This window comes from uncultured Tateyamaria sp., assembly GCF_947496075.1.
Lineage (GTDB): Bacteria > Pseudomonadota > Alphaproteobacteria > Rhodobacterales > Rhodobacteraceae > Tateyamaria.
On record NZ_CANMBJ010000002.1, the window covers coordinates 903,571 to 924,011 of the forward strand.

A 20,441-nucleotide genomic window follows, 5' to 3' on the forward strand; every position below is an offset into this window, starting at 1 on the left:
GCACCCCCAACGTGCGCATCGGTCAGTGCACGTTAACCCTTTGGTGACAGTCTTGCCCGGTGCGCAGATCGCAATCAGGAGCCGAAGCCATGCACCAGAGCCAACGCAAAGCCCAACTGGACCTGATGGTGACGCTGGACCGTCATCAGGGCGAGATGCGGTACAAGCATATCGAAGAGTCGATCCCGGCCGCCTGGAACGGGCTGGATAGCTTCGATGGCGTCAAGCCGCACAAGACGCGTGTCACCATTCGACTGGATGCGGACATGGTGAGGTGGTTTCGCAAGTTGGGGCCGAACTATTCCCAGCGGATGAATGATGTATTGCGCATCTATTGGTCTGCACTGATGGGTGGTCAGATCACGGCCTTTGTCGGGGACGATCCGATGCCGCGGATGTCACTGGAGATGAATGCGCTGAACAAGCGGATGAAAGAGCTGAACGCGGAAATGGGGATCACCTGAGCCGTCGTGACAAAAACTGTCAGTGGGACGGCGTAGGGTTGGGATATTCATTTCAACGAGGATATCGCCATGACGCTAAATGAAATTGCCGACAAACTGGTCGAAGGCTGCCGCAACAACACCTCGGCCGACAATCTTGACGCGCTCTATGCCACCGATGCCGTTTCGGTCGAAGCGATGGACAATGGCATGGGGCGGGAGGTGCAGGGTATTACAGCGATCCGGGGCAAGCATGAATGGTGGGAGACCACGTTCGACGTTTTGGATGCCTCGGTTTCGGATGCGATGCTGCACCCGGACGACCGCTTTGCCGTGATCTTTGAGCTGAAGGCCAAGCACAAGGAAAGTGGTGAGGTCACCGACATGAAGGAAGTGGCGCTGTATACGGTTGCGGATGGGAAGATCGCGCGGGAAGAGTTTTTCTACTCGGTCTGAGCTTACCCGTTTGTTTCTTTCATCAATGATGTGCGCGAGAGGCGCATCGAAGTCTCTCGCGCTCTTTCAGCAGTCTTTGTAATGCTGGTTAAGGTCTTGCGATCAATACATCGCACAGGGGTTCCCGCATCAGGTCGGTCGCCAGTGAGCCAAGCAGGCTGCGCGCCGCACCAACTCGCCCGTGGGCACCCACTGCAATCAAGTCAACGTTGCCGGTGTCTACCTTGCGGCGCAGAATGGGGTAGGGCACGCCCGCCAGAATTTCGAGCTGCTCCATCTGTTCCGATGGCAGGTCCTCGCCTCGCATCCAAGCTTTTGCTGCACTTTCTGCTTCTTGTCGGAACGACGCTTCGATTGCGTCGGCGGCGGCCTTGGTCTGCGACAGCATGCCAGAATAGGGGATGTGCAGCGCGTGCACCGGGTGAATGGTGGCGGTGGGCGCCAGGGCGTGCGCCATCCGCATGGCGCCGCTGCAGGCCGGGGAAAAGTCGCAGGCAGACAGAATCGTGGAATAGGCATGGTCGACCCGGTCCGTCACCAGAAGAACAGGTGTTGATATGCGCCGCACGATGCGTTGCATCGTCGTTTCACGCACGGCGTCCAGAAACGGGCGTTGACGGTGCGTGCCCATGACAAGCAAATCCACCTCGTCCGTGCAGGCGCGAATGATGTTGGCGCTGGGATCCCCTGGTTCGGCCTTGATCGTCACGTTCACCCCGTCGCAGACCGAGGTGACGAACCGGTCCAGCGTGGCGCGGGCCTTTGCGTGCAGGGTGTCGATGATCTCCAATGGCATCGCATCGTCCAGCACCGTCAGAACCGTCAGCGCAGCACCATGTTCACGCGCGATTTGCGCGGCCCGGCGCACGGCCCGATCAGACCGGATGGACAGGTCTGTGGCAACAAGGATCGAGGTCAGCTTGGTCATTGATGTCTCCGTTTCAGGTGCTTGAACCTGATGTGGAGATTGCGACGCCTGCTTGCCTTGATATGCGTCAAGCGTCGGCGGATTTCAGCGCGTTGATGCCCGTTTGAGCAATTCGGCAACGTCTGGACGGTCCAAAAGCGTCTCGGTCACATCGAGGCCGGACAGGCCCGCGTCGGTGTGCGAGGTGAGTTGCGATGACACCTCTTTGGGCAAGACAGGCATTGTCCGTGTGTCGATCAACATGGATTCCGCCGCAATGCCTTCGGCATAGATGATCTGGTGGGTGTCGAACAGAAGTTCGAAATAGTCCACGAACCCACCATCCTGTACCGTTACGCTGTCATTGTTGACCAGATGCCTGGCCTTGACGAGAAGTTCGGAACGGCCAGCACCGAGACGATCCTTGCGCTGGTAGATGAACAGCCGGTGATCGGGTGAAACGATCAGGTCGCGGTCGTTGTTCAATGTGCCTGCGCGAATGCGGATGGGGGCGAAGTCGCCCGTCGCCCGAACCGTCGATTGACCAACCCATCGCACCTCTTGCACACCATCATTGCGCGTCAGCACGCGCTCTCCGACCACCAGGTCTTCGATCGGTTTTTGGGCGCCGGAGGCCATAGTAATATGGGTGCCGCGGGTGAATCGGGCGCAGGTGAGATGCGCAAGTTTACTACGCGCTTCGTCCCGTTCGATGCCGACAAGGGCGTAACCGATCCGCGAAGCCAGCCGGGCGAGTGGCAGCAGGTAGACCTGATTGATATTGCCTGCAGCGTCCACTTCGACCAGCACGATGGCGTCCGTGATGTGCCCATCAGGCGACATGAGCGTGAGGGCGCAATCGAGGTGGATGGCCGCCCCGGGTGCGCCGCATTCGCTGCCTTCCGCGACGGTCAGGTGAGCCGGGTCACCGGCATGTGTCGACAGCCGCATGGGTTGGGCTGACGCCGCCAGCGCATAAATATCATCCAGCAGCATATCGTCCGCATACGTCAAAGGGTCGCCCAGATTGGCGCCTTCACTCACCACAAAGTCTTCTGCGCGGAAGACGGACATGCTTTGCGCTGGTGTATGGGCGATCTTCGTCATCTGATTTGCTACTTGGGTAATATGCCACCCACTTAAATAGAATTGTGCCCCCCTCGGTCAACGATTTGGTCTTTTACTGGCGCATCAGTGAACGTCCCGTTACCTGTTGGTGTGAAAACTGAATGGGAGAGCGATCATGGATCTTGGAATTGCAGGCAAGCGGGCGGTTGTGTGCGCCTCGTCCAAGGGGCTGGGTCTGGGATGCGCCGAGGCGCTGGCGGCTGCGGGTGTGCATCTGGTCATGAATGCGCGTGGCGCCGAGGCGTTGGAGGCATCGGCAGACGCGATCCGCGCGGCGCACGGCGTTGATGTGCAGACGGTCGCGGCTGATGTGACAACGGCCGAGGGGCAGGGCGCGTTGGTCGCGGCTGCTAGTGATGCCGACATTCTGGTCAACAATGCAGGCGGCCCGCCCCCCGGCATGTGGCATGACTGGGACCGCGAGGATTTCATCAAAGCGCTTGATGCCAACATGCTGGCCCCCATTGCCCTGATCAAAGCCCTTGTCCCCGGCATGATGGAGCGCGGCTGGGGCCGGGTGGTGAACATCACGTCACAATCGGTGAAAGCGCCCATTCCCGTGCTTGGGTTGTCGAACTCGGCCCGGGCGGGTCTGACCGGCTATGTCGCGGGCACCTCGCGGCAGGTGGCGAACAAGGGCGTGACCATCAACAACCTACTTCCTGGCATTCATGCCACGGACCGTGCCGATGCGCTGGACGGGGGCGTGGTGGCGGCCAAGGGCATCACGTTGGAGGAGGCACGCGCCGAGCGTGCAGCCACCATTCCGGCGGGCCGCTATGGCACACGCGAAGAGTTTGGCGCCGCTTGCGCGTTCCTGTGCTCACAGCACGCAGGCTTCATTGTTGGGCAGAACCTGCTGCTGGATGGCGGCGCGACTGTGGCGACAATATAAAGAGCGGTGGCATCGGCAGACGCGGCCAGTGGCAAGGGTCGCTTCTGCTGCCAAAAACTGTCAGCGTCCCGGGGCTATTGGGACTATGCACGCAACCATCTTTGCATTGAAGGATAGACCCAATGGCCAAGGCGCAGCCGACTTTTTCGCTGAAAGACCAACTTTTCAACGCGGAGTCCTTGGGTGACTTGGCGGATGAGTTTGTAGCGGGCGTCCCTGGCTTTGACCGCGATGCTTTTCATGTGGCTGCCCTGTCGGGCATCGCCGAGCGGTCGCTGATGGAGTGTCTGGATTGGTTTGCGGACTGTTTGGAGCCGCATCTGGCGGCCGATTTCCCGACGATGGCGGACCAGTTGCAGGCGGCGATGCCGCCCCGGCTTGACCCCACGCTGCGCGATGACGATTTTGGTCGCTTCATTCACGCAGTGCCGGGCGTGCTGGCGGTCCGGCACGGACTGGAGGATCACCGTGAGCGCGCGCTGGACCTGCTCTATGAAGCGACCCAGCGCTTTTCCATGGAGTTTTACATTCGTGCTTTCCTGAACCGGTGGACCGACGAAACACTGGCCCGCCTGCAGATGTGGGCCGATGACGAGAATTATCATGTACGGCGATTGGTCAGTGAAGGGATGCGGCCCAAGCTGCCCTGGGCGCGAAAGGTCGAGCTGACGCTGGATCAGACCTTGCCGCTGTTGGACCGTTTGCAGGCGGATCCCACGCGGTTTGTGACCCGTTCTGTCGCCAATCATCTCAATGACGTGGCCAAGACCGCGCCTGATGCCGTGCTGGAGCGGCTGGCCGCTTGGGAGGCGCAAGCCACGCAGGACGCCAAAGAGCGCGCGTGGATGCGCCGCCATGCCTTGCGGACGCTGATCAAGGATGGGCATCGGGGCGCGATGGACATGCTGGGCTATCGCGGTGATGCGGACCTGTTGGTATCTGTTGATGTCGCGACGCCAAAGGTGCCGTTGGGCGATGGGTTGGCATTCACCGTCACGCTGGAGGGGGCGGAGGCAACCCCCGTGCTGGTTGACTATCGCATTCGCTTTGCGCGGCCCGGGGGTAAAACCGGTGAAAAAGTGTTCAAGCTGAAGGTGGCCGAGGTGAAGCCTGGCAAGCCGCTGGTGCTTAAAAAGGTGCACAAGCTGAAGGCCAATGCGACGACCTTTGAATTGCACCCCGGCGCGCATGGGCTGGTTGTGCAGGTGAACGGTGTGGATCGTGCCGAGGCGTCATTCGACATCGTTTAGGGTCGGTGCGTCCACTCTTTGCTGCGCAAATTCGCCCACCCACCGACCCTGGTGATCATTCAGCCTGATCCATATTGATGGTCATGATGCTGTTGTTGGCACCGTAGGACCACTTGTCCTGCGCGGCGACAATAGAAGCGGTCACAAGGCCAACCACCAAACCAGCGGGCGAAGCGGCGCCCACTGCGGTGCCGTTCAGGACTGGGTTGACTGTTTGTTTGCCGCTGAGGCCGGGTGCCTTGCAATCAACGCGCAGGGCGGTTGGTTGCCCTTTGAAGATGGGCATGCGCACGATGGCTGGTGTGACGACCGAGCCGGTGAGTTCGGCTGAGTCAAACGTGCAGCGCGCGCCCACAACTTCGCTTTGATTGCCGTCCTTGCGCACGAATGTACGCATCGTGGGTTCTGTAAATCCGAGTACTTGGCGTCCGCTTGTTTTCATGCTGACCTCGACGGGTGCTTGCGTGACCTCGGCATAGTCGCAGCCCGCCACAAGGAGACATGCGGCAAGCACACTGGCTTTCAGTTTCATGATGGTTCCGTACCTTTGTTGGTTTTTTTGGTGCCGCAGTCTTGCCATCCCCGGTTGATGCATCCAATCGGCGATTGACGCGACCTAACGTCAGCTCACAATCCGGTGCAGACGTGCAACATGCGTGGCCAACCCCGAACGTCAGTGTTACCGCTGCGATCAAATAAAATGGGGTGAGCAGCAATGGATCCATTTGTATTGATTGTACTTTTTGTTGTCCTGATCGGGGCGAGCGTGCTGTCGGCGCCGCGCCGCGTGTCGGTCGAGGGGTTTTATTCGGGGCAGGCGGCGGGGCAGGCACCCAGTTTGTGGGTGCTGGTGCTAAGCCAGGTCACAACCTGGATCTTTGCCCGCAGCCTGATGAACGCCGCCATTCTTGGCTATTTCTACGGAATTGCCGGCACGCTGGCCTACACCGCTTACTACGGCAGCTTTCTGACAGGTGGCTTCATCGTCGCGCGGTTGCGGGCGAAGGGGGCAATGTCCGTTCAGGATTGGTTGCACGACCGGTTCGGAGTGCGCGGCACCGTGGCTTACAACCTTGTCATTGCGCTGCGCCTGCTGTCCGAGGTGTTTGCCAATCTGTTGGTGGTTGGGTTGATTGCAGGTGCCGTGATTGAGGGTAGTGGCACGTGGGCCATCCTGATCGTGGCCGTTGTCGGGCTGGCCTATTCCGCGTGGGGAGGATTGAGTGCTGCCTTACGTACAGATGTCGTCCAGATGTCAGTTTTTTTTGGCGTGTTTGGCGTTGCCGTTCTCTATCTTGTGCTGAGTCCCGGCTTTTCGCTGGGGGCTGTGCTGACCGCGCCAGGGACGGCAGGGGCTTGGAATGGCTGGGTGTTGCTGGCTGTTGCGGCGCTTCAGGTGTTTTCCTATCCCGCCCATGATCCGGTGATGATGGACCGGGGGTTCATTGCGGATGAAGAGACCACGCGCCGGTCTTTCCTGCACGCCTTCTGGCTGTCGACCTTCTGCATCATCGGGTTCGGGTTCTTTGGCATTCAAGCAAGCCTTGTGGGGGCAGAGTACAAGGGCGAGTTGATTGGCACATGGGGGACAATGTTCCCGATGTGGGTCTTTGCTCTTCTGATGCTGTCGCTGCTTGTGTCGGCCCTGTCGACGCTGGACTCAGCCTTGTCCTCTTCGGCCCGGTTGGTGGTTGAGGAGTTGGCGCTGGCACCGCGCACGCTGATGGGCGGGCGTGCTGTGATGGTTGTGTTCATGGTGCTGGGGGCGGCATTGACCCTGTGGGGAAATGCGACGCTGTTTGATGCCGTAGCCGTCAGCGGTACCGCGTCGATGTTCCTTACACCCGTGCTGATCGTGGGGCTGGTGATGGGCTTGCGCGTGCCAACGTGGTCTTATCTGCTCGCCTTTGCCGCTGCCATGCTTGGGGCTTTGGCCTATTTCGGGCGCGCGTGGCCTGTCTTTGCCTCTGTCCTGCCGGAGGGTCACAAGTACGAGCAATTGCTGGTGATTTGTGTTTTCGTTCTGGTCGCCGGATTTGCGGCAGTGCTTGCGGGCGCGCGCCGGGCCTGATACGTCCCGACTGTTTTGATCGGGTATGGGGACGCCGTGACTGCACCTCGGCTGGAAATTCGCAATCTCGTGCGCAGCTTTGGGGGGCGGCGTGTGGTCGATGGGGTGAGCCTGTCGATCCAGCCTGGGCAGGTGACGTGCCTGTTGGGACCCTCCGGATGTGGCAAGTCGACGACCTTGCGTATGATTGCCGGGGTCGAGATGCAGGACTCGGGCGAGATATACGTTGATGGCAAGCTGATCTGTGACACGCGGTTTCGTGTGCCGCCGGAGCGGCGCGAGATTGGCTTGATGTTTCAGGACTTTGCCCTGTTCCCGCATCTGAGCGTTGAGGGCAATATCGCCTATGGCCTGTCGGGCAGTCGTGAAGAAAAGCGCGCGCGTGTGGTCGAGATGTTGGAGCGGGTGCGCATGTCGCGCTTCATCGATATGTATCCGCACCAGTTGTCGGGGGGCGAGCAGCAGCGCATCGCTTTGGCCCGGGCACTGGCGCCCCGTCCACGCATCATGCTGATGGATGAACCGTTTTCCGGCCTCGACAACCGGTTGCGGGATGGCATTCGGGACGAGACGCTGGCGATCCTCAAGGAAGAGGATACCGGCGTACTGCTTGTCACGCATGAACCGGAAGAGGCCATGCGCATGGCCGATGAGATCGCATTGATGCGAGATGGACATATCGTGCAGCAGGGTGCGCCCTATAACGTGTACACCCGACCGGTTGATCGGGCGTCTGTCGCATTTTTCAGCGATGCCAACAGGTTGCGATCCGTTGTTGAAGGGGCTTTGGCGATAACGCCCTTTGGTCACTTCCTGGCCCCGGGTGTGGCGGATGGAACGCAGGTGGATATCGTTTTTCGTCCCCAGCATGTGAAGATCGACTTCGACCGAGCGGGGATTGGCCCCAGTCCGACGGCGACGGAGGGGACGGCGGCGCGAGCCCACGTGGTGCGGGCGCGGTTCATGGGCAATGAGAGCCTTGTGGAGTTTCGTCTGGATGACGGGGTTGCCCAGATCAAGAGCACCGTGCCGGGCGTGTTTCTGCCGCAACCCGATACTGTGATGTGGCTGCGCGTCCGGCGCGACAAATGCTATGTATTTCCAAGCGCGGAGGCAGCGGAATGAGCGGACCGATGATTGTGGAATTCGGCCTGGGCACGTCCCTGCGTCGGGGCAGCTATACCGAGGCGGCGGCGCGGGCTGTGCGCGCGGCGTTGTGGCGCAATTCGATCAACCTGGCGGAATACATGGGTGTTGGCAAAGAGGATATGCGCATCGAAGTGCATATCGGGTGTGCCAAGCCCGAACTGGTCGATACCGATGTGTTGGCCGACGTGTTTCCCTATGGTGAGACGTCTTTCGTCGTGGGGCATGGCGGTCTTGATGTTGCGCGGCCCGAGGGAGACGGAAACCCGACAGTGATGGCGCAAGCGGCGTTGATCGTGTCGGTGGAGGTGTCAAATGCCTGAGCAACGGTTGATCATCGAGATGGCGCAGGGTGTCGACCTGCATGGCCGCGACGACACGAAGGCGGCAAGGCGCGCGGTAGAGCAGGCGCTGCAGGGCGCGTCCTTGCCGATCTTTGGCACATTGGGTGTGGACCGCGAGACGATGCGCGTTGTGGTGCACGTGGCTGTGCCACGTCCCGAGGCCGTGGATGTGGATGTGATCGCAGGTTTGCTGCCCTATGGGTCGGTTGAGGTTGTCGCGGAACAAGGCGGGCTGGATGTGCCCGTGGCCGGTGATGTCGCGGTGATGGCCGTCGCGGCTATCGAAGTGTTCCTGCCGGTGCGGGGCTGAGACTTTTCTGCGAAAAATCTGGTCGCGTGCGTCACAGATTCGGGTCGTAATCTGACAAACGTTTGCCCGGTTCGTCCACGAACATTTCCGGCAGTGCCTCGGCCGACTGGATCAGATCCACGCGGAAGACGCGGAAGTCGTCGCGTAGCTCGCACCACGAGGTCAGGGTCCAGACGCGGCCCCAGTATTCCATGTGCAATGGGCGGATGGTGCGGGTGCTGATCCGGTCGCCTTTGGAGTGATAGGTTAGCTTCAGTTTCTGCTTGGCACGGATCGCCGCCCGCAAGGTGGGCATCTGGGCAAAGCCACGCACTGCGTCTGCGAACGGGTAGACTGCAAACTTCCATTTGTCAGCTTCGGCCACGGTCCGTTCGGGCAGCACAGCGTCGATCTTGTCGGCCAGCGTGCGGGCCGCGGATTTGAGCGTGTCATCCGCCGCTTCTGCCACAATCGCCATGCCGAGGTTCAGCGCCTCAAGCTCTTCGGTCGTGAGGGTAAGCGGCGGCAGGCTGATCGCCTCGGTGATCATGTAGCCCACGCCACGTTCACCCTGCACGGGCACGCCCGAGGCCACCAGCGTGTCCATGTCGCGGTAGATGGTGCGCACCGACACCTCGCAGACATCCGCGATCTCCTGTGCTTTGTGCAACTTGCCGTCGCGCAGGATCTGGATGATGTCAAAAAGGCGGTCGGTGCGGCGCATGTTACTCCTGTTGCAACTGTATGGGGGCGTGGCGCATGTCGATGCTGTCATGATCGATCATCGACATGACAGGCTGCGCCTCGGGCCGTTGGAACATTTCGTTTGCAGCCGTTTTGGCGGCTTCGAGGGATGTCCAGGTGATGTGGTCGGTCCAGAGGCCGGTTTCATCTGACGACAGTGTGCGTTTGATCATCGCGCCCGTGCTGCGCAGAAAGGGGCCCATGCCATCTGCGGCAGAGATGAAAGACGCCGGATCGGTGCCGTCGACCAGCCGGAATGTCACGATTTCGGCGACGGGCTGAGCGCCTGCTGTCCCTTCGCCTGTGGCTGCATGCTTAATGGCAGGTGCAAAGAGGTTGGTTATAGGTGTGCGCATCGGTTTCTCCTGTGTTCGAGCGGTGATGCGCCGGGTTTAGGACTATCCAACTGACATTAACCTGTCAGTTGAACGCAGGCCACAGGAATTTTCTTGCGGATTTGGCGTCTTCGTTACCGCGAAGCTGGCCGTCAGCCTTTTCGCAACTGCGGCAAAACCATAGAACACTAACCGACAGGCGGCATTCCGTCGCCAGAGATGGGAGAGACACCATGGGAATTGGAAACATTGGACTTCCGGGCCTGCTGCTGATCGCCGTTGTGGTGCTGGTGCTGTTTGGCCGGGGCAAGATTTCAAGCCTGATGGGTGAGGTCGGCAAGGGCATCACCAGCTTCAAGAAGGGCATCAACGAAGGCAAGGAAGAGCTGGAAGCAGCGCAGGCCGATGAGGCCAAGGACATCACGCCCGAGTCCGAAAAAGACAAGGTCTGATCCATGTTTGACCTTGGGCTGGCGGAATTGCTGGTCATCGGGATCGTGGCGCTGATCGTCATTGGCCCCAAAGACCTGCCAATGGTGTTTCGCAATGTCGGCCGCTTCGTCGGCAAGGCACGGGGCATGGCACGCGAGTTTTCGTCTGCCATGAATCAGGCTGCGGACGAGGCAGGCGTCAAAGACATACAGCGCACGATCAAGACCGCCAGTAATCCGGTCAAGAGTGCGATGGATGGGGTGAAAGATGCGGCACGCGATGTGACATCGTCGCTGACCGATCTTGATCCCGAGAGCGAGACGGGAAAACTGGCCGCGGACAAGGCGGAGCGGGCCGAAAATGCGCGCAAGATCCAAGCCGCAACCGCCCGTGCACAGGCCGAGCGCAAGGCCCAAGAGGCCGCAGATGCGTTGAAAAAAGCCGAAGAGCTTGAAGCACAGGCGCCGAAAGAGAGCTAGATGAGCCAGACCGAAAACATCGACGACAGCACAGCGCCACTGATTGAACATCTGGCCGAGCTGCGCACGCGGCTGATCCGGTCGGTGATTGCGTTCATCATTGCGATTACGGTGTTCTTTATCCCCATCCAGGGCGAGTTCATTGCGGTGCATGTGCTGAACTTCCTGATGGAGCCGATCGTCGACACATTGCGCGATCTGGGAGACCCGTCGCCCACGCTGCAATATACGTCGCCCCAAGAGTATCTGTTCACGCTGTTCCGCATCTCGATGGTGTTTGGGTTTGCTCTGGCCTTTCCGGTCATTGGTTTTCAGATGTGGCGGTTCGTGGCGCCGGGACTGTACCGTCAGGAAAAGAACGCGTTCCTGCCGTTCCTGATTGCGTCGCCGGTCATGTTCCTGCTTGGCGCGAGTTTTGCGCAGTTCGTTGTGACACCGCTGGCCATGGCGTTTTTCCTGGGCTTTGCAGATGTGTCGTCGGTTCTGGCTATTGTCTTCGGCAATCCCGAAACCTTGCCGGATGGCGCCGTCATCACGCCAGAGGTGGCAAACGAAGGGCCGACGATTACCTTCTTTGGGAAGGTCAACGAGAGCCTTGATATCACGCTGAAATTCATCATGGCCTTTGGCTTGTGCTTTCAGCTTCCCGTGCTGCTGACCTTGATGGGCAAGGCGGGGCTGGTCAGTTCCGAGGGCCTCGGCAATGTGCGCAAATACGCGATGGTTGGCATTCTGGTGCTGGCCGCTGTTGTCACGCCGCCCGACGTCATCACGCAGCTGATCCTATTCACGGTCGTTTACGGTCTTTACGAGGTGTCGATCTGGCTCGTCCGGCGTGTCGAGAAGAAGCGCGATGCGCAGCTGCGTGAAGAAGGATACTTTGACGACGAGGATGACCTTGGTGATATGCCCGAGGAAGACCTGAAGTGATCGACGACCCCATGGACCGCATTGCAGCGGCGCTTGAGCGGATGTCTCCTGCGCCGTTGGAGGCCCCTGATTTTGATGCGGCATCGGCCTTTGTCTGGCAAACAGATCCTGACCGGCTCGAACCCGTCGCGCATGTGTCGCGTGTGCCCTTGGACTTGCTGTTGGGCGTCGACCGGTCGCGCGATACGCTGCTGGCGAACACCAGACAGTTTGCCCAAGGCCTGCCCGCGAACAACGCGCTGCTATGGGGTGCGCGCGGGATGGGGAAATCCAGTCTCGTCAAGGCGATACATGGCGCGCTTGAAGTTGAATACGGGCGGCTGAAGATCGTTGAGTTGCACCGCGAAGACTTGCCGTCGGTTGGCCGTTTGCTGAATGTCCTGCGACAGGCGCCGGATGCCCGTTTCATCCTGTTTTGCGATGATCTGAGCTTCAGCCATGATGATCAGCATTACAAATCACTCAAGGCTGTGTTGGATGGTGGCATCGAAGGGCGGCCTGACAACGTGATCCTTTATGCGACGTCGAACCGCCGCCATCTGATGCCGCGCGATATGATCGAGAACGAGCGCGGCAGCGCCATCAACCCGTCCGAAGCGGTGGAGGAGAAGGTGAGCCTCTCCGACAGGTTCGGCTTGTGGTTGGGCTTTCATGCTTGCGACCAGGATCAGTATCTGGCGATGATCCGGGGCTACTGCGCGGCTTACGAGGTCAAGATCGATGAAGACACGCTGTGGGCTGAGGCCATCGAATGGCAGGCCACGCGCGGGTCCAGATCGGGTCGCGTGGCCTGGCAGTACTTTTGTGATCTGGCCGGACGGCGGGGCGTCACGATCTAGGCCGCCAGAAGATGTGCTTCGTAACCTTTCAGACACGGCGCGCACATTGGGCCATATCCGGTAAGGTCAGGAAACAACTGTTCGATTTCAAGGCGGGCATCGTCGCCCACCGCATCCATGGCAATTGAACCGGGATAGAGTGTTTCGCTCCAGATTCCGTGCGACTTCACGACGTTATGCTCATTGAGCAGGATGTGATGATAGGTCACGCGCCCCCCGACCTTGCGATAGACACCATCCATACAAAGCAGATCCTTGGCCCGGACAAGAACCTCGTCCTGACCAAAGAGCAACTCGGCCCGCCAATCCGTCAGCATGATCGCATGCTGTGGCGACACGACAAGATCGCGGTCGTTTCCAAGGGTGCCAGCAGAGATGACGATAGGGGCCAGGTCGTCGGTGGCCAGAACTGTCGTTTGACCCACCCAGAGAATGGGTTGCGGTCCTGACGCGCCAGTTTGGACAAGGTCACCTTTGTTCAGTGCCTCGATGATGCAGGGGCCTGTCGGTGTTTCGATCAATGTGCCAGACGCAAAACACACGATGGTGCCGCCCAGATCCCCGTGCGGGACGAATTCGTCATTCTCGACAATGCCACCAATCGTGAGGTCCGTGTTTGGCGGGGGAATGCCATCGGGAAAAACAAGAAAGTAACCGTCTTCATCCGTTGCGGTGGCGTCGGCCCCGTCATTGAGGTCGTTGTCATTGTTGAGGTCGACGTCGATGACAGCCACTTGCCATGTGGTTGTGCCATCGGTCACTGTGAATGTGTAGTCCCAGATGATCTGTCGGTCTGTGCCGTCAATCGTAACTGTCTGTGGGAAAGCACCGCCAATGCGTTCCTGGGCCTGGACCGTTTCGTTGTTGTCGCCGTCACCATTGAATACGGTGGCGCCATCATTTTCATTCACCACGAAATAGGTGGTGTCGCCTGTGTACCGCCATGTGCCAGTGGGCGCGAAAGCATAGTTGTTCGCCGCGCCGTTGACGGTGGTCTGGATGCCCCGCAGGGCAAAGCTGTATCCATAAAAGACAGGCATGCGCCCGAACCAATCCAATTAGTTTCTTTGGATTGTTTCTGATCCCTCAACCGGGCGGAGTTAGGGCCGTACGTCGCCGTTTGCGGAGAATTCAGGGAATGTTTGGGGCAATTGCGGCGCATTCACCCGCGTGAGTGGCAATCAGCCACAATTGCCCAAGGTCCGCCCTATTCGAAGAACGGGTTCGGGTTTACACTGTCGAAACCATCCCGCACTTCGAAGTGGACATATGCCGTGTCGCTGGTGTCGCGCAGTTTCGCGATGGATTGTCCGCGCGATACCGTATCGCCCTTGGCAACACTCACGTCCGTGACGTTGGCATAAACGGTCAGAAGGTTGTCCGGGTGACGCACAACGATGATGGGCACGCCTTCGGCGCTTTCTGTGATGGCCGCAACGGTGCCACCGGCTGCTGCGCTGACTGCCGTGCCTGGTGCGGCCTGGATGTCGACGCCTTCGTTCCGGCCCTTGGCATAATCCCGAATGATCGTCCCTTGAACGGGAAGGGACATTTCACCGGACTGGGTGGAGGCGCTGGTCTGGCCCACATCCGCAACCGGCTTGTCCGGGTCCGGGGTTGCAGCCGGTGGGTTGGCGGTATCGTCTTCCGGCAAGGGTTTGGCCGAGCTGGGCGGCAGCGGCGTGGGAGATCCCGCACCGGGAGCTGTGGTGGCTGTATCTGGGGCCGTTGCGGGTTGAGCGGGTGCGTTGGCCCGGGCCACAGGGATCAGCAGGTACTGCCCCTCGCGCACGGCAAAATCGGCACCAAGGCCATTCCATTCCGCCAGCGATTTGGCCGGCACCTGGTAAAGGCGCGCGATTGTAAAGGCGGTTTCGCCCCGTTCCACCCGGTGGCGGATCGGCTCCTGGCCGGTTTGAGGCAGGGGTGTGGCTGTCGGAGCATTGGCCACAGGCGTTGGCGCGGAATTGTCGATCGCGTTGCCTGCCAGCGTGGTGACATCCACGGATGATGGCTGAATTGGGCCGGTGCCAATCGCTCCGGTCGATGCTGACGGTTCCGACACACGGCGGGGCAGGGCGATGATTTCGCCGTTGCGCAACGGCACGTCCGTTTCAACGCCATTGAAGCTTGCGAGCTCAGCCACTGGCAATCCAACGCGGGTCGCCACATCCTGTAGCGTATCGCCCCGTTTGGCCACGGCAACCTGGTAATTGGGATAGGAAATGACACCGCGGTCGTCCGGTTCCGGTCTGTCCGCCGTTGCGTTCTGCGCCGCCTCAGCCGTCGTGAAACCACCACCAAGACCACGCAGGTCAAAATCCAGCGGCTCTTCGCAGGCGGCCAGCACCAGCAAGCCGCAGGTTGCAATCATCAGGGGCCCACGGGGGCGCTGTAGGGTCGGGATCATCTGCGTCGTCCTCTGCCTGACCCCTCGTGAATGGGGGCCTTGTCGGATGCGCGCTACTTACACCAGTTTCAGTCTTTGCCCAAGCCCTCGAGCAAGGGAACAAAGCGCACATCGCGCAATTCGTCATATTCTAGGCCGTCTGCGGTCTTACGCACACGGATCAGGCTTTGCACGGCGTCTGATTGCCCCACGGGCAGCACCATGATCCCACCCTCTTTCAACTGACCCAGCAGGGGGCCTGGCGGGTCCTCTGCGGCGGCGGTGACGATGATGCGATCAAAGGGGGCCTGGTCTGGCAAGCCGAAAGACCCATCCCCCGTGATCGCGGTGATGGTGTGCAGGTTCAGCTCTTCGAAGATCGCGCGCGCCTCGTGCACAAGCCGCCTGTGCCGATCGATCGTGTAGACCCGACGCGCAAGTTTGGCGAGGATGGCCGCCTGGTAGCCGGATCCGGTCCCGATTTCGAGCACCTTGTCCCGTGGGCTGACATTCAGCGCCTGCGTCATGAGGCCAACGACCGAGGGTTGGCTGATCGTCTGCCCGCAGGCAATGGGCAAAGGCATATCTTCATATGCACGTTCGGAAAACAGCCCGCGGACAAAGGGGCCGCGGTCTATCTCTTCCATCGCGCCAAGCACACGCTTGTCGGTCACACCCTTGGACCGCAGCGCGTAAAGGAACTGCATCTTGCGCGTGGCGAGATCGGTGTCCTCACTCATGTGGCGATGGACCCAAGCTGGTCCAGCATGTCATGCGCGGTGAAATCCGCGCGCATGGGCGTGACCGAGATGTAGCCATCCAGGTTCACGGCGGCGTCGGTATCGGGGGCCGTGGGGACATGCTGGTTGCCGCCCCGGATCCAGAGGAAGTTGCGTCCGCTGGGCGACTGCGTCTGTTCGGTATGGAACCCCACGCCGGGGCGCAGGCCCTGGGACACGACCCGCGTGCCTTTGACATCCGCCGCCGCCACGGGCGGGATGTTGACGTTGTAAAACAGTTGGTACCCGGGTTGGTCCTTGGGTGTGGCGGCAATAATCCGCTCAACAAGCGCCTTGCAATGGGTAGTAGACGCCTCGAACGGGTCATCCAGCTCTCGGTTCGCGGGGCCAAAATACTGAGACAGTCCAATCGATAGCACACCCTGCAACGCCCCTTCGATGGCCGCGCCCAATGTGCCGGAATAGAGCGCGTTCTCGGCCGAGTTGTTGCCCCGGTTCACACCGGACAGGATCAAGTCGGGCGGACCCTCCAGAACCTGATGCAGTCCTGCAAGAACGCAATCTGCCGGACTGCCTTCGACCGTGTACCGGTTGGGCGCGATCTGTTGGAACATGAAGGGCCGCGCATAGTTGATGCAGTGGGCCACGCCCGATTGCTCAAAGGCGGGGGCAACGGTGGTCACATGCCCGTCCGGCCCGGCAAGGTCGACCGCGATCTGTTCAAGTACCCGAAGGCCGGGGGCCGAGATACCGTCGTCATTTGTGATGAGAATGCGCATGTGTCGCCCCTTTGCGCCTTACTATGTGCCGCGCACGCGCGGGGCAACTGTCGCGGCCCCCGACGGCGATTTTTTTGGAACAGCGACATGGGACCGTTGCGTACCCGCTACGGGCGAATGGCGATGTATCCATGTGACACGCGGCTGGGTGGACCGCTCTTGAACGGGTGCAGCGTGATGTCTGCAAACCCTGCCGCCTCCAACATCTGTTTGGCCTGCGCCGGGTGATACGCGGCATTGCCCCACCGCCATCGAACAAGTGCCGTGCACCAGTGGGGACGAGAGAGGGCCAGGACCAACAGACCGCCGGGTGCAATGTGATCGTACAACCAGGCCAAGGCCGCTTGCGGGTCCTCCAGATGCTCGATCACGTGGGCGCACAACACGACATCCTGTGGGGGAATATGATCCAATGACCCTCCCAACGGGGTCGCAATCGTGACGGCACCGGGCAGTCGGGCCGCGGCTGTGTCGAGCATGGATTGTGAAATGTCCGTCAATGTTAGGGCGGCGGGCGCCCCGTGTGCGTCCAGCCACGCCTGCGCGAAGGCGCCTGTGCCGGTGCCGACGTCCAGTACCCTTGGTTCGTTTCTGACAACCGGAACCGAGGACATCAGGTCGGCATAGGCCGACAGAAACCCAAGCTTGGAAATGCCGTCCTGCCAGCCGGTTGCCGCCGCATCGTAGATGGATTGCAGGGTGCCAGACCGCGCAGGCGGTCGGGGCCGGTCAAATCGGGTCAGGCGGCTCAGCATGATCCTATTGGGTCATGCTTGCCTGTTCTGTTCAACCGTTGATTTCGGACAGGATACGGGCTGCTTCGTCCGCCGGATTGGCGAGGGGGGAGCGATCTTCGCCGGGATGGAAGCGCGCACGCGTTGCCGTTGGCATGGGCTGAGGGGTTGCGATATGCACCTGTGGTCCTGTCTTGGCCGTCTCAGCTTGCCAACTGCGGGCCAGCGCGATCTGCGCGGCCTTGGTTGCGCCATATGCGCCGTAGAACGATTGGCCAGCAACCGGGTCATCCATGAACACAGCCTTGCCGGATGTGCCGAGCAGGGGGGCGATGTACGTAATCAGTGTCGCCGTCGCTGCCACGTTGCCCGCGATGGACTTTGACATGTCCTTGGCGTCGATCATGCTGGTCGGGGCCAGTGGGGCGGCATGGATTGCGCAATGTACCCACATGTCCAGGCTGCCCCAGCGGTCAAAGATACCACGGCACAGGGTCTGCATTGCCGCGTCATTGCCGATGTCCATGGGCGCAAGCGTTGCGGCGCCACCTTTGGCAGTGATCTCGTCATCCAGCTCTTCCAGTGCGCCCGTTGTTTTGGCCACTGCAATGATGTGATGCGTCGGGGCAAGGGCCGACGCCATGGCCGCGCCAAGGCCACGGGAGGCACCAGTGATAAGGGCAGTCTGTGTCATGGCCCGCTCTTGCCTTGTGGCGGGCCAAGGGTCAAGCGGCAGCCTTTGGCCGGTCCGGCAAAGTAAGCGTGCGTTGGCCGACGCCTCCGGCCAGGACAACCCGATCCTCGCCTATCGCAATGACGGTGCCGTGGCGGAAAGTGTCGCCAACCTGCACCATGCGTGTTTGCCCTCCAGCCGTTCGCAAGAGTGCGCGGCGGCTGTTTTCTGTCCCGACAACACCCAGAAGCTGCAGGTTGCGCAGCGGTAGCACACCGTTTTGGGTCGCAAGATCTGCGGTTGTCGCGTTTGTCTCTTCGGCCATTTGCGTGTTCATCCCCATGAATCAAGGGGCGCCGCTAACATGACCTGTTCGGGAGGTGAACGGGCCCGTGCATCAATACGCAATGCTTTGCCCAGTGACGTTGGGACATTCGGCGGTGGCGTGCTGATCAGCCCTGACGCTTAGACCTGTGATAGGTCAGCGTGATGTGGGCAAGGTGCCAAAGCGCGTCTTCGTCCAGTGGCACATCAAGGTCGAACCCCAGCGCGCGCCGTCCGTCATTGTGGAACCGATTTGGATACCGGTTGTCCATCTGCGCCGCCAGATTGGTCTTGCAGTCGACAAATGTCATAAGGCGGTTTGGCGTTGCAGGCGACCAATCCACGCGCAAAGTTGATCCTACGCGTGGGCGTTTGGGCCGCCATGCGGGCTGCCCCCATTTCAGGCTTTCGTCGAGAGGGCCGATGTCGGCACTGGTCGCTACATCATGCACAATGCTGCGAAGACGCAGGAAATGTGTCTGCGCCTCGTCAGGCCAATTTTCGGTTCGGTTCAAAATCTCTGAAGGCGTAACATCCATACTGAACCATCGCCTGCACTGATGTCACAAAATGTCAGCAGCGATTACTCTGCCGCCTTCATCTCAAAACCCTTCTCGATCATGTCGGCGGGTTCGACCGGGTACTCACCCGAGAAGCAGGCATCACAATATTGCGGACTGGATGCATCGCGCCCCTTGGTCTCGCCGACAGCGCGGTAGAGGCCATCGAGCGAGATGAACTTCAGGCTGTCGACGCCCAGATGCTGGCACATCTCTTCCTCGCTCATGGTCGCGGCCAGCAGCTTTTCGCGCTGTGGCGTATCGACACCATAGAAACAAGGCCAAGCCGTGGGCGGCGAAGCGATGCGGAAATGCACCTCTTTGGCACCTGCGTCCAGGATCATTTCCTTGATCTTGCGAGATGTCGTGCCGCGCACAACACTGTCATCCACAAGGATCACACGCTTGTCTTTGATCAGGGCGCGGTTCACGTTCAGCTTCAGGCGTACACCCATGTTGCGGATGCTTTCGGTCGGCTCGATGAACGTCCGGCCCATGTACTGGTTCCGGATGATGCCCATGGCGTAGGGGATGCCGGATTCCAGCGAATAGCCAATGGCCGCAGGGGTGCCGCTGTCCGGGACCGGACAGACGAGGTCCGCTTCGACCGGAGCCTCCTTGGCCAATTCGCGTCCGATGTTTTCGCGAGTCTCATAGACTGACCGACCGCCGAGGATACTGTCGGGGCGGCTGAAATAGACGTGCTCGAAGATACAGAACCGGGGTTTCTGCGGGCGAAAGGGGAAGCGGCTGTCGACGCCTTTGTCGGTGATCACCACCATCTCGCCAGGTTCGATCTCCCGCACGAACTCGGCGCCGATGATGTCGAGCGCGCATGTTTCGGAACTGAGAACATAACCGGTGTCCAGCTTGCCCAGCACCAGTGGGCGCACGCCCAACGCATCGCGCACGCCGATCAGCTTGGTGCGGGTCATGGCGACAACCGAAAATGCGCCTTCGACCCTGCGTAGCGCGTCTTCCATCCGCTCGGGGATATTGCGCTGCAGGCTGCGGGCCATCAGGTGGATGATGCATTCGCTGTCCGATGAGGACTGGAAGATCGAGCCGCGCTCGATCAATTCTCGGCGCAGGGCATCTGCATTGGTGATATTGCCGTTATGGGCAATGGCCGCGCCGCCCATGGCGAATTCGCCAAAGAAGGGCTGTACATCGCGGATCGCGGTTTGCCCTTTGGACCCAGCTGTTGAGTAGCGCACATGGCCAATCGAAAGGGAGCCGGGAAGCGTTTCCATCACCGCCTGAGAGGTGAAGTTGTCGCGGACATAGCCAAAGCGCCGGGCCGAATTGAACCCCTGGTCGGGGTGGTAGGCAACGATACCGCCCGCTTCTTGTCCACGATGTTGCAGGGCGTGCAGGCCAAGGGCCACGAAATTCGCGGCGTCCATTGTCCCGAGGACGCCGAATATCCCGCATTCTTCCTTGAGTTTGTCGTCATCAAAGGGATGGGCAAGGGGCATTTGCGCGTGTGCGGCAAGGTCGGACAAGGGGCAGCTCCGAATCCGTGAATGGGATATGGGCGCGGTGTAACAAGAC

The 20,441-nt window shown here is 60.3% G+C and carries 26 protein-coding genes; 12 read left to right on the forward strand and 14 right to left on the reverse strand.

The genetic code is table 11. The annotated features are described in order from the left end of the window. Nucleotides 1-89: 89 nt before the first annotated feature. A complete protein-coding gene (locus tag Q1A51_RS08460; RefSeq protein WP_299597409.1) occupies nucleotides 90-464 on the forward strand; it encodes a BrnA antitoxin family protein in 375 nt (124 codons plus the stop codon). 69 nt (nucleotides 465-533) lie between these two features. Next, the gene (locus Q1A51_RS08465; RefSeq protein WP_299597406.1) at nucleotides 534-899 is read left to right on the forward strand and encodes a nuclear transport factor 2 family protein; all 366 of its coding nucleotides are present in this window, start codon (nucleotides 534-536) and stop codon (nucleotides 897-899) included. Nucleotides 900-987: 88 nt separating this feature from the next. Here the strand turns inward: Q1A51_RS08465 and Q1A51_RS08470 are convergent, their stop codons facing one another. Together Q1A51_RS08470 and Q1A51_RS08475 are read right to left on the reverse strand one after the other, a co-directional pair. Then, the gene (locus Q1A51_RS08470; protein WP_299597403.1) at nucleotides 988-1,827 is read right to left on the reverse strand and encodes a universal stress protein; all 840 of its coding nucleotides are present in this window, start codon (nucleotides 1,825-1,827) and stop codon (nucleotides 988-990) included. An 84-nt stretch (nucleotides 1,828-1,911) separates the two neighbouring features. Beyond that, entirely contained in the window at nucleotides 1,912-2,913 is a 1,002-nt protein-coding gene (locus Q1A51_RS08475; RefSeq protein ID WP_299597400.1) for a Hint domain-containing protein, read from the reverse strand. A gap of 136 nt (nucleotides 2,914-3,049) precedes the next feature. On the opposite strand from Q1A51_RS08475, the gene Q1A51_RS08480 reads away from it, so the two are divergent. Next, a complete protein-coding gene (locus Q1A51_RS08480; protein ID WP_299597397.1) occupies nucleotides 3,050-3,829 on the forward strand; it encodes an SDR family oxidoreductase in 780 nt (259 codons plus the stop codon). Nucleotides 3,830-3,951: 122 nt separating this feature from the next. Then, on the forward strand, nucleotides 3,952-5,079 hold the full coding sequence (locus Q1A51_RS08485) for a DNA alkylation repair protein (RefSeq protein WP_299597394.1): 1,128 nt from the start codon (nucleotides 3,952-3,954) through the stop codon (nucleotides 5,077-5,079). Nucleotides 5,080-5,134: 55 nt separating this feature from the next. Here Q1A51_RS08485 and Q1A51_RS08490 read toward each other — a convergent pair whose 3' ends face one another. Then, a complete protein-coding gene (locus Q1A51_RS08490) occupies nucleotides 5,135-5,611 on the reverse strand; it encodes a hypothetical protein (protein WP_299597391.1) in 477 nt (158 codons plus the stop codon). A 183-nt stretch (nucleotides 5,612-5,794) separates the two neighbouring features. Here Q1A51_RS08490 and Q1A51_RS08495 point away from each other — a divergent pair, with 183 nt between their 5' ends. From Q1A51_RS08495 to Q1A51_RS08510, 4 genes are read left to right on the forward strand one after another with little or no spacing between them, the layout of a single operon-like run. Then, entirely contained in the window at nucleotides 5,795-7,150 is a 1,356-nt protein-coding gene (locus Q1A51_RS08495) for a sodium:proline symporter (RefSeq protein WP_299597388.1), read from the forward strand. Nucleotides 7,151-7,186: 36 nt separating this feature from the next. Then, nucleotides 7,187-8,275, forward strand: coding sequence for an ABC transporter ATP-binding protein (locus Q1A51_RS08500; protein WP_299597385.1), 1,089 nt, complete (start codon nucleotides 7,187-7,189; stop codon nucleotides 8,273-8,275). Beyond that, entirely contained in the window at nucleotides 8,272-8,619 is a 348-nt protein-coding gene (locus Q1A51_RS08505; RefSeq protein ID WP_299597382.1) for a Lin0512 family protein, read from the forward strand. The genes Q1A51_RS08500 and Q1A51_RS08505 overlap by 4 nt, the downstream gene beginning before the upstream one ends. Continuing rightward, nucleotides 8,612-8,950 (forward strand): Lin0512 family protein, encoded by a 339-nt coding sequence (locus Q1A51_RS08510; protein WP_299597379.1) that lies wholly within the window; start codon nucleotides 8,612-8,614, stop codon nucleotides 8,948-8,950. The genes Q1A51_RS08505 and Q1A51_RS08510 overlap by 8 nt, the downstream gene beginning before the upstream one ends. A gap of 31 nt (nucleotides 8,951-8,981) precedes the next feature. On the opposite strand, the gene Q1A51_RS08515 is transcribed toward Q1A51_RS08510, so the two are convergent. Then, a complete protein-coding gene (locus tag Q1A51_RS08515) occupies nucleotides 8,982-9,653 on the reverse strand; it encodes a YafY family protein (RefSeq protein ID WP_299597376.1) in 672 nt (223 codons plus the stop codon). Between the two features lies 1 nt (nucleotide 9,654). Further along, the gene (locus Q1A51_RS08520) at nucleotides 9,655-10,029 is read right to left on the reverse strand and encodes a hypothetical protein (RefSeq protein ID WP_299597373.1); all 375 of its coding nucleotides are present in this window, start codon (nucleotides 10,027-10,029) and stop codon (nucleotides 9,655-9,657) included. A gap of 212 nt (nucleotides 10,030-10,241) precedes the next feature. On the opposite strand from Q1A51_RS08520, the gene Q1A51_RS08525 reads away from it, so the two are divergent. From Q1A51_RS08525 to Q1A51_RS08540, 4 genes are read left to right on the forward strand one after another with little or no spacing between them, the layout of a single operon-like run. Then, on the forward strand, nucleotides 10,242-10,460 hold the full coding sequence (locus tag Q1A51_RS08525; protein ID WP_299200556.1) for a twin-arginine translocase TatA/TatE family subunit: 219 nt from the start codon (nucleotides 10,242-10,244) through the stop codon (nucleotides 10,458-10,460). 3 nt (nucleotides 10,461-10,463) lie between these two features. Beyond that, nucleotides 10,464-10,919 (forward strand): Sec-independent protein translocase protein TatB, encoded by a 456-nt coding sequence (tatB, locus tag Q1A51_RS08530; protein WP_299597370.1) that lies wholly within the window; start codon nucleotides 10,464-10,466, stop codon nucleotides 10,917-10,919. Beyond that, complete coding sequence (locus Q1A51_RS08535; protein WP_299597367.1) at nucleotides 10,920-11,849, forward strand: twin-arginine translocase subunit TatC; 930 nt, start codon at nucleotides 10,920-10,922, stop codon at nucleotides 11,847-11,849. It begins immediately after the preceding gene. Further along, on the forward strand, nucleotides 11,846-12,688 hold the full coding sequence (locus Q1A51_RS08540; protein ID WP_299597363.1) for an ATP-binding protein: 843 nt from the start codon (nucleotides 11,846-11,848) through the stop codon (nucleotides 12,686-12,688). Before Q1A51_RS08535 ends, Q1A51_RS08540 begins: the two co-directional genes overlap by 4 nt. Here the strand turns inward: Q1A51_RS08540 and Q1A51_RS08545 are convergent. From Q1A51_RS08545 to purF, 9 genes are all read right to left on the reverse strand, one after another. Continuing rightward, the gene (locus Q1A51_RS08545) at nucleotides 12,685-13,728 is read right to left on the reverse strand and encodes a Hint domain-containing protein (RefSeq protein ID WP_299597360.1); all 1,044 of its coding nucleotides are present in this window, start codon (nucleotides 13,726-13,728) and stop codon (nucleotides 12,685-12,687) included. The genes Q1A51_RS08540 and Q1A51_RS08545 overlap by 4 nt on opposite strands. 167 nt (nucleotides 13,729-13,895) lie before the next feature. After that, nucleotides 13,896-15,098, reverse strand: coding sequence for a peptidoglycan DD-metalloendopeptidase family protein (locus Q1A51_RS08550; protein WP_299597357.1), 1,203 nt, complete (start codon nucleotides 15,096-15,098; stop codon nucleotides 13,896-13,898). 68 nt (nucleotides 15,099-15,166) lie between these two features. Next, a complete protein-coding gene (locus Q1A51_RS08555; protein WP_299597354.1) occupies nucleotides 15,167-15,817 on the reverse strand; it encodes a protein-L-isoaspartate(D-aspartate) O-methyltransferase in 651 nt (216 codons plus the stop codon). Continuing rightward, complete coding sequence (gene surE / locus Q1A51_RS08560) at nucleotides 15,814-16,596, reverse strand: 5'/3'-nucleotidase SurE (RefSeq protein ID WP_299597351.1); 783 nt, start codon at nucleotides 16,594-16,596, stop codon at nucleotides 15,814-15,816. The genes Q1A51_RS08555 and surE overlap by 4 nt, the downstream gene beginning before the upstream one ends. A 107-nt stretch (nucleotides 16,597-16,703) precedes the next feature. Continuing rightward, entirely contained in the window at nucleotides 16,704-17,351 is a 648-nt protein-coding gene (locus Q1A51_RS08565; protein ID WP_299200541.1) for a class I SAM-dependent methyltransferase, read from the reverse strand. A gap of 31 nt (nucleotides 17,352-17,382) precedes the next feature. After that, a complete protein-coding gene (locus Q1A51_RS08570; RefSeq protein ID WP_299597346.1) occupies nucleotides 17,383-18,024 on the reverse strand; it encodes an SDR family NAD(P)-dependent oxidoreductase in 642 nt (213 codons plus the stop codon). Between the two features lie 31 nt (nucleotides 18,025-18,055). After that, a complete protein-coding gene (locus Q1A51_RS08575) occupies nucleotides 18,056-18,340 on the reverse strand; it encodes a hypothetical protein (RefSeq protein ID WP_299671236.1) in 285 nt (94 codons plus the stop codon). Between the two features lie 115 nt (nucleotides 18,341-18,455). Continuing rightward, nucleotides 18,456-18,866 carry a hypothetical protein gene (locus Q1A51_RS08580; RefSeq protein WP_299597341.1) on the reverse strand — a complete coding sequence of 137 codons (411 nt, stop codon included), beginning with the start codon at nucleotides 18,864-18,866 and terminating at the stop codon, nucleotides 18,456-18,458. Nucleotides 18,867-18,910: 44 nt separating this feature from the next. Next, nucleotides 18,911-20,365 (reverse strand): amidophosphoribosyltransferase, encoded by a 1,455-nt coding sequence (gene purF, locus Q1A51_RS08585; protein ID WP_299597338.1) that lies wholly within the window; start codon nucleotides 20,363-20,365, stop codon nucleotides 18,911-18,913. Nucleotides 20,366-20,441 lie beyond the last annotated feature (76 nt).